Genomic DNA, 13,800 nt, shown 5'->3' on the forward strand with positions numbered 1-13,800 from the left:
GGGGTGTGGTGGGAAGCGGGTCAGCGGACCCATCCGGTGGCGCGGCTGCCGCCGCGAGACGGCCGGCCCGCCGCGGGGCGGCCGGTGGACTGCTCCAGGGCAGCGGCGACCGCTCGCACGAGCCAGGTGTTGACCGACACGCCCTCCTGGGCGGCGGCGGTCTCGGCCTGCGTCTTGAGGTGGTCCGGGAGCCGCAGGGTGGTGCGCGTCGTGGCGCCGGCGTCGGCGTCGACGACCGGCGGGGCCGTCGGTGCTGGTGCCGGTGACGTGCCGTCGGATGCCACGGGGACGTCGACGACGAACTCGGGCGACCCGGCCCGCAGCCGGATGTCCACCGAGCCCGGGGCGATCTCCGCGGAGATCTCGCCGGCCGCGTCGGAGAGCGCCTCGAGCAGCACGAGGCGTGCTGCTGAGTCGAGCGGTGCGGTGAGCCGGTCGGCGAGTTCGCGGGCCTCGTCGCTGCCGGCGGAGGCGGCGGTGCGGAGCTGCTGCTGCAGCGAGTCCACGTAACGGGTCAAGTCCATGACTTCACTATGACACCACAATGGTGTCATTGCAAGAGGTGTGACACCACCCTCTTGTGCCGGCCGCGATCAGGCCGAGTCGCGCCAGACGACGTCGGTGGGCAGCGTGACGCTCTCGGGGGTGCGGCCCTCGAGCTGTTCGAGCACGAGCCGCGCGGCGGCGCGGCCCATCTCGGCGGCAGGCTGGTGGACCGTGGACAGCGGGGGGTTGCACCGCAGTGCCCAGGCGCTGTCGTCGAAGCCGACGACGCCGACGTCGTCGGGGACCGTGCGGCCGGCGGACCGCAGCGCCTCGATCGCTCCGGCGGCCACGGCGTCGGAGGCGGCGAACACCCCGTCGACGTCCGGCGCGCGCCGCAGCAGCTCGGTCATGGTGCTGACCCCGGCGTGGTACGAGTACAGCGGGTCGGCGACGACGAGGTGCTCGTCGAACCGGGGCCCGAGGGCGTCGCGGAACCCGGCGAGCCGGTCGGCGCCGGAGTCGCGGTCGAGGGCGCTGGCCAGCATGCCGATGCGCCGGCGGCCGGTGTCGCGCAGTCGGGTGGTGAGCGTGCGGGCTGCGGCGCGGTTGTCGATGCCGACGTAGGGGATCGCGGGGCGGCCCTCGGGGTGCCCGACGAACGCGGCGGGCAGGCGGATCTCCTCGACGGCGTCGGCGACCTGGTCGTGCGAGCGGGCCGAGACGAGGACGGCGCCGTCGACGAACCCTCCGCGCAGGTAGCTCGAGACGCGGGCGGCGTCGTCGTCGGAGTCGACGACGAGCACCACGAGCTGGTGGTCGGCCTCGGCGACGACGGCGTTGGTGCCGAGGAGGATCCCGCCGATGTTGGGGTCCTCGAGGAACAGCTGGTGCGGTTCGTGGACGACGAACCCGATGGCCCACGTCTTGCGCATGACGAGGTTGCGGGCGGCGTTGTTGCGCACGTACCCGACCTCGGCGATGGCGGCCTCGATGCGGGCGCGGGCCTCGGCGGAGACGTAGCCGGTGCCGTTGAGCGCGCGGGACACGGTGCCGCGGGACACGCCGGCGTGGGCCGCGACGTCGTGCACCGTCGCTCGGACGCGCCCTGGTGAGGTCATGGGCACAGCGTATCCATCAGGACACGATTGTGTGCACGTGTACACACCGGGCGCCACATGGGGTACTCTCCCAATGTGTGCACGTGCACACACCCCTTCAAGGATGAGGATCGGTCGTCGACGTGGACCCCAGAACGAGCCGAGGGCGGCTCCCGCTCCCGCAGCGCGGCATCGCGTTCGGCGGTGACTACAACCCCGAGCAGTGGCCCCGCGAGACGTGGGCGGAGGACGTCCGCCTCATGCGCGAGGCCGGGGTCGACCTGGTCGCCGTCAACGTCTTCGGATGGGCCGAGATCGAGCGAGCCCCCGGCGAGTACCGCTTCGAGGACCTCGACCACGTCATGGACCTGCTGCACGAGCACGGCATCGCCGTGAACCTCGGCACCGGCACCTCGACCCCGCCCCCCTGGCTCACCACCCGGCACCCCGAGATCCTGCCCGTCACCCGTGACGGCGGCACCGTCAGCCCGGGCGGACGGCAGGCCTGGTGCCCCAGCTCGCCCGTGCTGCGCGACCACGCCGAACGCCTCGTGCGCACGGTCGCGGAGCGCTACGGCGAGCACCCCGCGCTCGCGCTGTGGCACGTGTCCAACGAGCTCGGCTGCCACAACGCGCTGTGCTACTGCGACGAGTCGGCCGCGGCGTTCCGCCGCTGGCTCGCCCAGCGGTACGGCACCGTCGACGCGCTCAACGCGGCCTGGGGGACCAGCTTCTGGAGCCAGCGGTACGGGTCCTTCGAGGAGGTCCTGCCACCGCGGGCGACCGCCTCGCCGGAGAACCCCACCCAGGTCCTCGACTTCCGCCGCTTCAGCTCCGACGCCCTGCTCGACTGGTACCACGCCGAGGCGGCGATCCTGCGCGCGACCACCACCACGCCGGTGACCACCAACTTCATGGTCACCGCGCACATCGCCACCCAGGACTACCGGGCCTGGGCCCCGCACATGGACGTCGTCGCGAACGATCACTACCTCGACCACCGGCTGCCCGACCCCTGGGCCGAGCTCGCCTTCGCCGCCGACGCCACCCGCGGCCTGGCCGACGGTGCCCCGTGGATGCTCATGGAGGCCTCGCACGGAGCGGTGAACTGGCAGCCGCGCAACATCGCCAAGCGTCCGGGCGAGCTCGAGCGCATGGTCCTGACCCACGTCGCCCGCGGCGCCGACGCCGTGTGCTTCTTCCAGTGGCGGGCCTCGCGCGCCGGCGCCGAGCAGTTCCACTCCGCGCTGCTGCCGCACGCCGGCACCGAGTCCACCCAGTGGCGGGCGACCCTGCGCCTCGGCGCCCTGCTGGACTCCCTCGACGACGTCGCGGGCAGCACCGTCACCAGCGACGTCGCGCTGCTGTTCGACTGGCAGGCCTGGTGGGCCACCGACGCGCCCGGCCACCCCACCCAGGACGTGCGCTACCTCGACGAGGTGCACGCGATGCACGCCGCGCTCCGCCGGAGCGGAGCTGGAGTCGACGTCGTGGCGCCGGGCGCCGACCTGTCCGGCTACCGGCTCGTCGTCGTGCCCACGCTCTTCCTCGTCGCCGACGAGGCGGCCGCGGCGCTCGAGCGGTACGTGGACGCCGGCGGGCACCTGCTGGTCACCTACTTCTCCGGGATCGTCGACGAGCACGACCACGTCCGTACCGGCGGCTACCCCGGTGCGTTCCGGGACGTGCTCGGGCTGCGCACCGACGAGTTCTTCCCGCTCGACGCCGGTCAGCGGGTCGCGCTGGACGACGGCGGCACCGGGCAGGTGTGGACCGAGCGCGTCGAGACCCGCGGCGCGACGGTCGAGAGCCGCTTCACGGACGGCCCCGTCGCCGGGCTGCCGGCCGTGACGCGGCACGAGCACGGCGCGGGCGTCGCCCGGTACGTCGCGACCCGCCTGGACACGCCGGACCGGGACGGCCTGGCGGCCCGGGCGCTCGCCGACGCAGGCGTCGAGCCGGTCCTGGCCGGCGCACCGGCGACGGTCGACGCCGTCCGGCGTCGAGACGAGGCGTCGTCCTACCTGTTCGTCGTCAACCACGGGAGCGAACCGTTCGTCGCGCACGCGCCGGGCGTGGAGCTCCTGTCGGGCCGGACGGCGGACACGCACGAGGTGCCGGGCGGCGGCGTCGCCGTCGTCCGCGAGCAGTCGACGACGGACCGACGGTCCGGGCAGGAGGCGACAGCATGAGCACGGTCACCGCAGGCAGGCGCGCACCCCGCAGGTCGGGGTCACCACCGCGCGGACGGACGCACCACGCCGGGGCGCTGGCGATCCTCGTCGTGCCGTTCTTCGTCCTGTTCACGATGTTCTACCTGGTGCCCATCGGCTACGCGGTGTTCCGGTCGTTCCGCACCGTGGAGCGCGAGGGGACCTTCGGGCCCGCCACGGAGGTGTTCGGCGGCCTGACCCAGTACGAGCAGGTCTTCGCCTCCGACGCCTTCTGGGCCTCCCTCGGCCGGGTGCTGCTCTTCGGCGCGGTGCAGGTGCCCGTCATGCTCGGCCTCGCGCTGGTGCTGGCCCTGCTCATCGACTCCCCGCTCGTGCGGGGCAAGAAGTTCTACCGGCTGGCGTTCTTCGCGCCGTACGCCGTGCCCGGCGTCATCGCCGCCATCATGTGGGGCTTCCTGTACTCGCCGAGCCTGTCGCCGTTCAGCGCCGTGACCAGCAGCGTGCCCCTCCTCGGCGGCGGGCTGGTGCTGTGGGCGATCGCGAACGTCGTCACGTGGGTCTACGCGGGCTACAACATGCTCATCATCTACTCCGCGCTGCAGGCCATCCCCGGGGAGATCTACGAGGCGGCGCGCATCGACGGCGCCGGACAGCTCCGCATCGCCTGGTCGGTGAAGATCCCGCTCGTGGTGCCCGCGCTCGTGCTGACCGGGGTGTTCTCGATCATCGGCACGCTGCAGCTGCTCACCGAGCCGCAGGTGTTCCGCACGTTCACCACCTCGGTCAGCTCCACCTTCACCCCGAACCTCGTGGTGTACACGACCTCCACGGTGCCGAACTTCAACCTGGCCGCCGCGTTCTCCGTGGTGCTGGCGCTGCTGACGTTCGTGCTGTCGTTCGTGTTCCTGCGCCTGACGCAGAGGAAGGCCTTCCAGTGAGCATCCTGACGAGGACCGACGGCTACGGCCCGACGACGGCCCGCGACGGGGGCAAGGTCCGCGAGCGCCCCATGTCCCGCCTCGTGGCGTTCGTCATCATGGGTGCCTTCACCCTGTACTTCCTGGTGCCCATCTGGTGGCTGGCGGTGGCCTCCACCAAGTCGCGCGGGCAGTTCTCCTCCACGGCCGGGCTGTGGTTCGCGGACTTCCACCTGTGGGACAACCTCACGTACCTGTTCACCTACGACGGCGGCGTCTACCTGCGCTGGCTCGGCAACGCCGTGCTCTACGCCGGGGTGGGCGCGGTGCTGGGCACGCTGCTCGCGTCGATGTGCGGGTACGCCCTGGCGAAGTACGCGTTCCGTGGCCGCGACCTGCTGTTCAACATCATCCTCGGCGGGGTGCTGGTCCCGGTCACGGCGCTCGCGCTGCCGCTGTTCCTCATCTTCAGCGCCGTGGACATGACCAACACGTACTGGTCGGTGTTCCTGCCCAGCCTCGTCAGTCCGTTCGGGGTGTACCTCGCGCGGATCTACGCCGCGGCCAGCGTGCCCGACGAGCTGCTCGAGGCGGCCCGCCTGGACGGCTCGGGCGAGGTGCGCACCTTCTTCACCGTCTCGGTGCGGCTCATGGCACCGGCCCTGGTGACGATCTTCCTGTTCCAGTTCGTCACCATCTGGAACAACTTCTTCCTGCCCCTGGTGATGCTCTCGGACGACAAGCTCTACCCCGTGACGCTCGGGCTGTACGCGTGGAACTCCCAGACGAACGCCGTCCCGGAGCTGCGCACCGCCGTCATCGTCGGCGCCTTCGTCGCGATCGTCCCCCTGATCCTCGCCTTCCTGGGGCTGCAGCGCTTCTGGCGCGGCGGCCTCGCCGCCGGCGGTGTCAAGGCATGACACCCGCCCTCCCGACCTGCTCGACCCCGCCCCGTTCAAGGAGGAACACCATGCATCGCCACACTCTCGCCCGTTCGGGCGCCGCCGTCGTCGCCGGCGCCGTCCTGCTCGCCGGTTGCTCCGGCTCGTCCGACGACGGCGCCACCGAGGGCGCCGACGCCCCGGCGTGTGCGCCGTCCGAGGGGCCCGTGGAGCTGACGTACACCGGCTGGGTCCCCGGGATGGAGGACGCCGTCGCCCTGTGGAACGAGGCCAACCCCGACATCCAGGTCACCTACAACACGGGTCCGTCCGGCAACGCCGGGACCTACCAGGACTTCTTCAACCAGCTCGAGGCCGGGCAGGCGCCGGACCTGGGCCAGATCGAGTTCGACACGCTGCCGAACTTCCGGGTGCAGGATGGTCTGGTGAACATCGCCGACTGCGAGGGCGTGCTCGAGGCCGGGGACCAGTTCGTCGACTGGACCTGGCAGCAGGTGACGTTCGGCGAGGAGGGTTCCGTCTTCGCGATCCCGCAGGACACCGGCCCGATGGCGATGTTCTACCGGGCGGACCTCTTCGAGGAGGCCGGCATCGACGTGCCCACCACCTGGGACGAGTACGCCGACGCCGCGGCCGCCATCCGCGACGAGGGCGCCTACATCACGCACTTCCCGCGCACGGACGTCAACTGGTTCGCCGGGCTCGTGTGGCAGGCGGAGGGTCGGTGGTTCGAGAACGACGGCGAGCAGTGGACGGTGGACCTCACCGGTCCGCAGTCGACCGAGGTGGCCGACTACTGGCAGGGCCTGATCGACGAGGGCCTGGTCAAGGACACCGCCGGGTTCTCCGACGAGTGGAACAACGAGCTCAACACCGGTGAGCTGTGGACCTGGGTCAGCGCCGTGTGGGGCAGCAACTCCATCTCCTCGGGCGCCCCGGACACCGCGGGTGACTGGGCCGTCGCGCCGATGCCGCAGTGGGAGCCGGGTGCCGACGCGGCCGGCAACTGGGGCGGTTCGAGCGTCGCCGTGCTGAAGGGCACCGATCACCCGTACGAGGCGGCGCAGTTCGCCCTCTGGCTCAACACCTCCGAGGAGTCGCTGACGGCGCTCAACGAGGGTGGCGGCCTGTACCCCGCGACCACCGCGGGCCTGGAGCTCCCCGCGCTGAAGGAAGGACTGGAGTTCTACGGCGACCAGCCGATCTTCGACGTCTTCGCCGAGGCCGCTGCCGCGACGGACCCCAGCTTCACCTGGGGCCCGACGATGGCGCAGACCTACAACGACGTCGCGGACGGGTTCGGCGCGGCGCTGAGCGGTTCGGGCACCCTGCTCGAGGCCCTGCAGGCCGGTCAGGACGCCACGATCCGCACCCTGGAGTCGCAGTCCATCCCGGTGGCCGAGTGACGTCGTCGTCGGTGAACCACCTCCGTGCCGCGGGCTCGAGCCTCGTGCTCGACGCCCGCGGCACGGGCGTGCCCGTGATCGTCCACTGGGGTGCCGACCTGGGGGCGCTCGGTCCGGCCGCGCTCGGGGCGCTCGCGGACAGCCAGGTCCCTGCCGTCACGGCCAGCTCCCCGGACGTGCCGGTGCGCGCCACGGTGCTGCCCCTCGCGGCGGACGGTTGGTCCGGTCGCTCCGGCCTCGCCGGCTGGCGCCCCACCCGGCCCGACGACGGCGCGGCGCGCCGCCCGGCGCCCCGACCGGTCCGCACGACGGCGGACGGCGACTCCCTGCAGGTCCTGCTGGTCGACCCGGCCGCCGGCCTGGAGGTCGTCGTGCGCCTGACGCTGCACGCGCAGGGCGTCCTCGAGAGCCGCACGGACGTCGCCAACACCGGCACCACGCCCTACGCCCTGGACCGCGTGACGTCCACGCTGCCGGTGCCCGCCCGCGCGACCGAGCTGCTCGACCTGTCGGGACGCTGGGCGGGGGAGCGGCGACCGCAGCGCGCGCCCCTGCGCGACGGGCTGTGGGAGCGCGAGACCCGGCACGGGCGACCCGGGCACGACGCCCCCTTCGCCACCGTGGTCGGCACCCCAGGTTTCGCGTTCCGTACCGGGGAGGTCTGGGCCGTCCACCACGCCTGGAGCGGCGACACCTCCGTGCGGGTCGAGCGACTGGCCTCCGGGCACGTCGTCGTCGGCGCGGGAGAGCTGTGGGGGTCGGGTGACGTCGTCCTCGCCCCCGGCGAGACCTACTCCTCGCCGCGCACTCTCGCCGGCTGGTCCGACGACGGCCTCGACGGCCTCTCTGAGCGCTTCCACGCCTGGGTGCGCGACCGTCCCGGGCGTGCCGCGCGCCCGCGCCCCGTCACGCTCAACACCTGGGAGGCGGTCTACTTCGAGCACGACCTGGACCGGCTGCGGGCGCTCGCCGACGCCGCCGCCCGCGTCGGCGTCGAGCGGTTCGTGCTCGACGACGGCTGGTTCCGCGGGCGGCGCGACGACCGCCGCGGGCTGGGCGACTGGACCGTGGACGACGGCGTCTGGCCCGACGGCCTGCACCCGCTCGTGCAGCACGTGACCGGCCTGGGCATGGAGTTCGGCCTGTGGGTGGAGCCGGAGATGGTCAACGCGGACTCCGACGTCGCGCGCCGCCACCCGGACTGGGTGCTGCGGGCGACCCCGGGCCGCGACCCGCTGCCGTGGCGCCACCAGCAGGTCCTGGACCTCGCGAACCCGGACGCGTACGCCCACGTGCGCGACGCCGTCGTCGCCCTGCTGGAGGAGTACCCGATCGGCTACCTCAAGTGGGACCAGAACCGCGACGTGCTCGACGCGCCGTCCCGCCCGCAGGTCCTCGCCACCCGGCGGCTCATGGACGAGCTGCGGGCCCGGTTCCCCGGGCTGGAGATCGAGTCGTGCTCCTCCGGCGGGGGCAAGGTCGACCTCGACGTCCTCGACCGGACGGACCGGGTGTGGGCCTCGGACACCAACGACGCCCTGGAACGGCAGGCCGTGCAGCGCTGGACGGGGCTGCTCGTGCCGCCCGAGCTGGTCGGCTCCCACGTCGGCGACGCGCGATCGCACACCACGGGTCGCACCCACGACCTGTCGCTGCGGCTCGTCACCGCGGTGTTCGGGCACAGCGGCATCGAGGCGGACCTCACTCGCATGACGGGCGGCGACCTCGAGGCCGTCACCCGGTGGGTGCGGTTCGTCCAGGAGGTCCGCCCGCTCGTCGCCACCGGCACCACCGTGCGCGCCGACACCGACGACGACTGCTGGGTCCACGGGCTCGTCGCCCCCGACGCCCGCGAGGCGATCTTCGCCGTCGTCACCCGGGCTGCCTCCGCCGCCGCGGTCCCGGCCCCCTTGCTGTTGCCGGGCCTCGACCCGGGGACCACCTACCGGGTGGAACGCGTCGACCTGGCCGGGGCTCCGCTCGTGGTCGGCGACGCCCCGCCGTCCTGGTGGGAGGCGGGGTCCGTCGAGCTGCCCGGCGCGGTGCTCGCCGAGGTGGGGCTGCCGCTGCCGCCGCTCGCCCCCGAGCAGGGGGTGCTGCTGCGGGCCACGCGGGTGTGAAGGTCAGGGAGTGGACAAGGGCATGTCGACGACGTCCATGTCCAGCGTCACCGCAGCGTTGGACAGCCGCTTGTCCAGCGTCAGCACGGCGGCTCGCGTGTGGTGGGCCAGGGCCAGGACGCACGCGTCCGGCATCTTGACGTGCTCGGCGTACCTCGCCAGGGACAACACTTCCTCGTGGCGATCCTCGACAGGCCTGGCGACGATGCCGACCTGCGGGCTCTCGACCAGCTCCAGCACCCGTTGCCGAGATGCGGCGGTGTACCCGCGCAGCACCTCGGCCATGTTCAGCGGATGCACGTACGCGATCACCGGACGCTGCGTGTGCGTCGTGGGGTCGATCGAGGTCACCGGGATGACGTGGTCCAGAGCCTGCTGCACCGCCTCGTGGTGGACGTGCGTGGGGTCCAGGAGGGCGATCAGGATGTTGGCGTCCGCGACGACCGGGCCGGGGATCGCCGTCACTCGGCCCAGTCCTGTTCCCGCACGGCGTCCAGGTAGCCCGGCCCCTGCGGCCACGGGTGCTCCTGGTGAAGCTCGGACAGCGCGCGGCGGCGCAGCTCCGCGCGAATCCTTGGGTTCTCCAGCAGTCGGTGCTGCCCCTCCACGACCAGGCGTGTCAGGAGCTTGGACGGGGACGTCTCGTTCGGCCAGGCGGCGCGCGCGATCTCCAGTGCCTCGTGCACCGTCTCGGTCTCCGTCACCTGGTGGCGAGGGTGGGTCGTGGGCATGCTCCTAGTGTTGCACCGTCGTCAAGAAGGTGCATCACCACGGTCCAGCGGCGAGGTCAGCACGACTGGTGCCAGGTCAGGGCCCCGCTGTGCCGTCAGCTGACCAGCCCGGACTCGTACGCGGCGATGACGAGCTGCACCCGGCCACGGCACGACAGCTTGCGCAGCACCTCGGACACGTGCGACTTGACCGTCTGCTCGCCGATGAACAGCGCCTCGGCGATCTCGGCGTTGGACAGCCCGCGGGCGACGGCGCGCAGGACGTCGGTCTCGCGCGGCGTCAGCGCAGCGAGCGCCGGGGAGCTCGGTGCCGCGGGCCGGCGCCGGTGACTTCCTTGAGCAGGAACCCGCTCGCACCGGCGTGCAGCGCGTCGTAGACGTACCCGTCGAGGTCGAACGTTGTGACCGCTACACCCTCAGCTGCGTTGAGCCCTTGGACCTCACCGAGACGCCGCGCTCCGAGCCTGACGCGCCATCCCCGGCCGCGACCGTCGAGGAACGCACCCACCGTTCCAGTTCTGCTTGGGCACCATCACGCAGAATCAGTGCTGGAGCAGGTTGATTCGTCATGCCCCTTGATCTCGGACATCAATCAGAAGTTATCCATCACACGCGCCACCCGTTGCCGTCGAGGGAGTTCTCGACGTGTCTTCCGGACACCCCCTCGACGGCAGAGCATCCTCCTTCGAGGCCGGAGTAGCAGATTCGGCAATCGGCGTTGAACCGGTAGCCAAGCTGTCGACCGAAGTCCAGCTGCCGAATCGATCGAAGTGCTCAGCGACGTCAGGTCGAGCGATGCTGTTCGCGTCGAAAACGTGCTCCGACCGATTCGATCCGTTCGAGAACCGGGGTCTCGTCGCTGCCGATTCGCAGGGCGACCCAAGAAAAGTAGCGCTTGGCTTCGTGGAGGACTCCTGGGATGAACTCTTCGGGATCGACGGTCACCGATTTTTCGTGCACGCGAAAGACCGCCGATCGCCCGTGAGACTTTAGTTCGATGCCGACGGGCTGGTCGGGGAACAGGTCGCTCCCTGTTCCGGTGGCCAAGAAATCGTCAATGATCTCAACCAGCGAGTGCCAGATGCCGTACACCTCGTCCCAGAGCTCCGGCGCCATCAGTTCTTGGCCGTGATACCTCAGGTCGAGGAAACCTTCACTGCCGTATGGATTGTCCCTGAGTCTTTCGTGCCACAAGGAAACGGCGCGTTCGGGCTCGGCATCGATACTGACGAGATAGCGCTCGTGGTGCGCTGAGAAGTCCTCGAGGTCGGTGACGGTATGCGGAACCAGAATGAATGATTCGGCTGTGACGGCACGTGGCGTGTTTCCCATGCTATCCCTCTTCAACGCGGGTAGAATTGGACGACTCGGCCCTTGTCAATTACCATCTTGTACTTGACGCCGTCGTAGGTTCCGCTGAGCGAAATGCGCTGATTTGTTCCGCGGCTCTTGAGCGTGGCCGGCCACTGCTTCATCGCGCCGTGCACGAGACTTCGAACCTGAGTGACCGACATGTTCGGGTTGAAGAACGTCTGCGTGGCCTTCGATCCCCCGGTCCAGTACTTCGGGTGGTGGCGTGTGAGAATATGCTTCATTCCGCTCTTGTCGAGCTTGAACGTGTGCGCACCAGTCTTGAAGGAGAGCGTCTTGTAGGACGAAAGTGCATTGGCGGCCCTTGAGGCGGGGGCCTTAGCGTACTTGACAGTCTTGGAACCCACCTTGATGGTCACGCTGGCGACGCGGAGAGCGACGACGATGGCGGGGATCCAGAACGGATCGGCAACCACGGGGTAGGCTGTGTCGACACCATGATCGACAACCTGGACCAACGACCCCCCGTCCAGTTCGTACCAGGTATCAATAGGCGTCCCGCTCGCGTCGATCGCCCACGGGGTCTCGAAGCGCCCGACCAGAACCTGTGCAGGTTCATCAGCGAAGACCTCGAACACGTCAACGCCACCGTCATCCGCTATCTCGGCGTGCGTACCCTCGCTGAAGGTGATGTCGTATGCAATTTCGCGCGGCGCTGCCGGGCCCCGGATAATGGTCTCGGCGCGGAATGAGCCGTCCTCGAATGCCGCCAGCGCATGGTCAATGTCGTCACCTTCGTAGAGGATAGTGCCGTCCTCGAGGATGCCGCTCATTTGGTCCAGAGAATGGTCCACGGCTTCAAGCGTCACTACGTCGCCGCTGACGACCGCCGTCTCATCGAGAACGTGAGCGCTACCCACGCCTGTCGCTACTTTCGTGCCAGCTTGAGCTGGCGCTGTACCGGTTGACCGGAACTGACTATCGTTAAATTCTTTAATCGCCTGTCGTGCTCGGTCGAGAACAACCTCGGCTTCGTCGGCTGATCGCTCAGTAGCGGTCGTCGAGGCAGAGGCCGTGCCGCCGATGCTCACGATGAGAGCTGTGATCACAGTGGCCGCGATCGCGGACACCGGCCGATGCAGACTTCGTGCCGATGAGGTCGGATTCATACAGAGCTCCCTGTGTAGTTGACCACTGCGGGGGCCGTAGTGATCAGCCTGATCTTGATGTCTCGTCGCGACCTCCGCGGGATGCCACGCCGACCGACGTCCGAAGTCTGCTGTCGCGTGTCCGAGTTCGTGGGAAACCGGGTCATCACACACGGGATGCTGGGTTGGCAGCCGGACGGTCGGCCCGCCACGGCGTCGAACGCCGTCTCGCTCGACCACCCACGACGACGAGCTCACGTCACCGCCACGACGTCGTCATGCTCAGCCTGCATCACCTGGACCCACCTGGAGGAGTCAGGCCCTTGGTGTGCCGGGCTGCCTCGATCACCTCGAGGATCGCGGTCCAGTTGTCCCCTGCTGTGACCGGCGGAGATCGCCCGCTCGTCGGGGGGATCGCGCGGGGGAGCACGGTGTCGACACCCATTTCCTCGCTCGCCCCGAGGAGGTGCGCGGTGGTCGCGCGCATCGTCGTGGCCGTGCTGAGGACGGGGCCAGGCCGCGCTCGTCGAGCGCGGGACCGGGTCGTGGTGCGTCATGACGGTGATCATGTCGGTCCGCCACCGCCGCCCACCACCCCCACGGGAGGGAGCCGTCCTCCCTCCCGCGGTCTCCTCGTGCGAGCCCACGGGCTCCTGGGCACGATGACGGCGCGCCGGACCTGGCGCACCGGAACGAGGGGAGCACCTGTGGACCTGGGTATCGAAGGCCGCGTCGCGGTCGTCACCGGGGCGGACTCGGGCATCGGCCTGGCGTCCGCGCTCGAGCTGTTGCGCGAGGGCGCGCGCGTCGTCCTCACCGACACCGACGAGGCGGCGGTCCGCGCGGCGGCCGAGTCGCTGGGCGCACCGGCCGGGAGCTGGGCCGCCGTCGGCGCGGACCTCACGCGGCCCGACGACGTCGCCCACCTGGTGCGTGCCACCGAGGAGGCGTTCGGTCCGGCGGGCATCCTCGTGCACGCGGCCGGGATCCACGGGGCGCAGGGCCTGTTCCACGAGATCGACGACGACGGCTGGCTCGAGACGCTGCAGGTGGACCTGCTCGCCGCGGTGCGCACGGTGCGCGCCCTGCTGCCGGGGATGCGGGCCGCCGGGTGGGGCCGCATCGTGCTGATCTCCTCGGAGAACGGCCTGCAGCCCTACGTCGACGAGCTGCCGTACAACGCGTCGAAGGCCGCGCTGCTCAACCTGACCAAGGGCCTGTCGAAGACGTACGGCAGCGAGGGTGTCCTGGTGAACGCCGTCTCGCCCGCCTTCGTCGAGACGCCCATGACCGACGAGATGATGGACGCCCGCGCCGCGGAGCTCGGCGTCGACCGTGACGAGGCGGTCCGCAGCTTCCTCGCCGAGGAGCGGCCGTTCATCGAGACGGACCGCCGTGGCAGGCCCGAGGAGGTCGCCGCGGTGGTCGCCCTGCTCTGCTCCGCCCGCGCGAGCTACGTCATCGGCTCGAACTACCGGGTCGACGGCGGCTCGGTCGCCACGATCTGA

The 13,800-nt window shown here is 70.6% G+C and carries 12 protein-coding genes and 1 pseudogene; 6 read left to right on the forward strand and 7 right to left on the reverse strand.

The window, feature by feature from the left end; all coding sequences use genetic code 11:
- Nucleotides 1-20: 20 nt before the first annotated feature.
- Both HDG69_RS00075 and HDG69_RS00080 read right to left on the reverse strand, forming a co-directional pair.
- Nucleotides 21-524 carry a toxin-antitoxin system HicB family antitoxin gene (locus HDG69_RS00075; protein ID WP_171781760.1) on the reverse strand — a complete coding sequence of 168 codons (504 nt, stop codon included), beginning with the start codon at nt 522-524 and terminating at the stop codon, nt 21-23.
- A 69-nt stretch (nt 525-593) separates the two neighbouring features.
- A complete protein-coding gene (locus HDG69_RS00080) occupies nt 594-1,604 on the reverse strand; it encodes a LacI family DNA-binding transcriptional regulator (RefSeq protein ID WP_171781761.1) in 1,011 nt (336 codons plus the stop codon).
- 122 nt (nt 1,605-1,726) lie between these two features.
- On the opposite strand from HDG69_RS00080, the gene HDG69_RS00085 reads away from it, so the two are divergent.
- From HDG69_RS00085 to HDG69_RS00105, 5 genes are read left to right on the forward strand one after another with little or no spacing between them, the layout of a single operon-like run.
- Nucleotides 1,727-3,775: a beta-galactosidase gene (locus HDG69_RS00085; RefSeq protein WP_343036182.1), complete on the forward strand. Its 2,049-nt coding sequence runs from the start codon at nt 1,727-1,729 to the stop codon at nt 3,773-3,775.
- On the forward strand, nt 3,772-4,695 hold the full coding sequence (locus HDG69_RS00090; RefSeq protein WP_246255931.1) for a carbohydrate ABC transporter permease: 924 nt from the start codon (nt 3,772-3,774) through the stop codon (nt 4,693-4,695). Before HDG69_RS00085 ends, HDG69_RS00090 begins: the two co-directional genes overlap by 4 nt.
- Nucleotides 4,692-5,594, forward strand: coding sequence for a carbohydrate ABC transporter permease (locus HDG69_RS00095; RefSeq protein ID WP_425483996.1), 903 nt, complete (start codon nt 4,692-4,694; stop codon nt 5,592-5,594). The genes HDG69_RS00090 and HDG69_RS00095 overlap by 4 nt, the downstream gene beginning before the upstream one ends.
- Before the next feature lie 50 nt (nt 5,595-5,644).
- Nucleotides 5,645-6,982, forward strand: a complete 1,338-nt coding sequence (locus HDG69_RS00100; RefSeq protein ID WP_171781762.1) for an ABC transporter substrate-binding protein — start codon at nt 5,645-5,647, stop codon at nt 6,980-6,982.
- An 11-nt stretch (nt 6,983-6,993) separates the two neighbouring features.
- The gene (locus HDG69_RS00105; RefSeq protein WP_343036183.1) at nt 6,994-9,102 is read left to right on the forward strand and encodes an alpha-galactosidase; all 2,109 of its coding nucleotides are present in this window, start codon (nt 6,994-6,996) and stop codon (nt 9,100-9,102) included.
- 3 nt (nt 9,103-9,105) lie between these two features.
- On the opposite strand, the gene HDG69_RS00110 is transcribed toward HDG69_RS00105, so the two are convergent.
- The 5 genes and pseudogenes from HDG69_RS00110 to HDG69_RS00130 form a co-directional block, all read right to left on the reverse strand.
- Complete coding sequence (locus tag HDG69_RS00110) at nt 9,106-9,567, reverse strand: PIN domain-containing protein (RefSeq protein WP_171781763.1); 462 nt, start codon at nt 9,565-9,567, stop codon at nt 9,106-9,108.
- Nucleotides 9,564-9,833 (reverse strand): hypothetical protein, encoded by a 270-nt coding sequence (locus tag HDG69_RS00115; RefSeq protein ID WP_171781764.1) that lies wholly within the window; start codon nt 9,831-9,833, stop codon nt 9,564-9,566. Before HDG69_RS00115 ends, HDG69_RS00110 begins: the two co-directional genes overlap by 4 nt.
- 95 nt (nt 9,834-9,928) lie before the next feature.
- Nucleotides 9,929-10,254: pseudogene (locus tag HDG69_RS19260) on the reverse strand (response regulator transcription factor); the annotation flags it as partial.
- A gap of 362 nt (nt 10,255-10,616) precedes the next feature.
- Nucleotides 10,617-11,165, reverse strand: coding sequence for a hypothetical protein (locus tag HDG69_RS00125; protein ID WP_171781765.1), 549 nt, complete (start codon nt 11,163-11,165; stop codon nt 10,617-10,619).
- Between the two features lie 11 nt (nt 11,166-11,176).
- Complete coding sequence (locus tag HDG69_RS00130) at nt 11,177-12,313, reverse strand: hypothetical protein (RefSeq protein ID WP_171781766.1); 1,137 nt, start codon at nt 12,311-12,313, stop codon at nt 11,177-11,179.
- Nucleotides 12,314-12,999: 686 nt separating this feature from the next.
- Here HDG69_RS00130 and HDG69_RS00135 point away from each other — a divergent pair.
- Nucleotides 13,000-13,800, forward strand: coding sequence for an SDR family oxidoreductase (locus HDG69_RS00135; protein ID WP_171781767.1), 801 nt, complete (start codon nt 13,000-13,002; stop codon nt 13,798-13,800).

It is taken from the genome of Isoptericola halotolerans, from assembly GCF_013149785.1.
Taxonomy (GTDB): domain Bacteria; phylum Actinomycetota; class Actinomycetes; order Actinomycetales; family Cellulomonadaceae; genus Isoptericola; species Isoptericola halotolerans.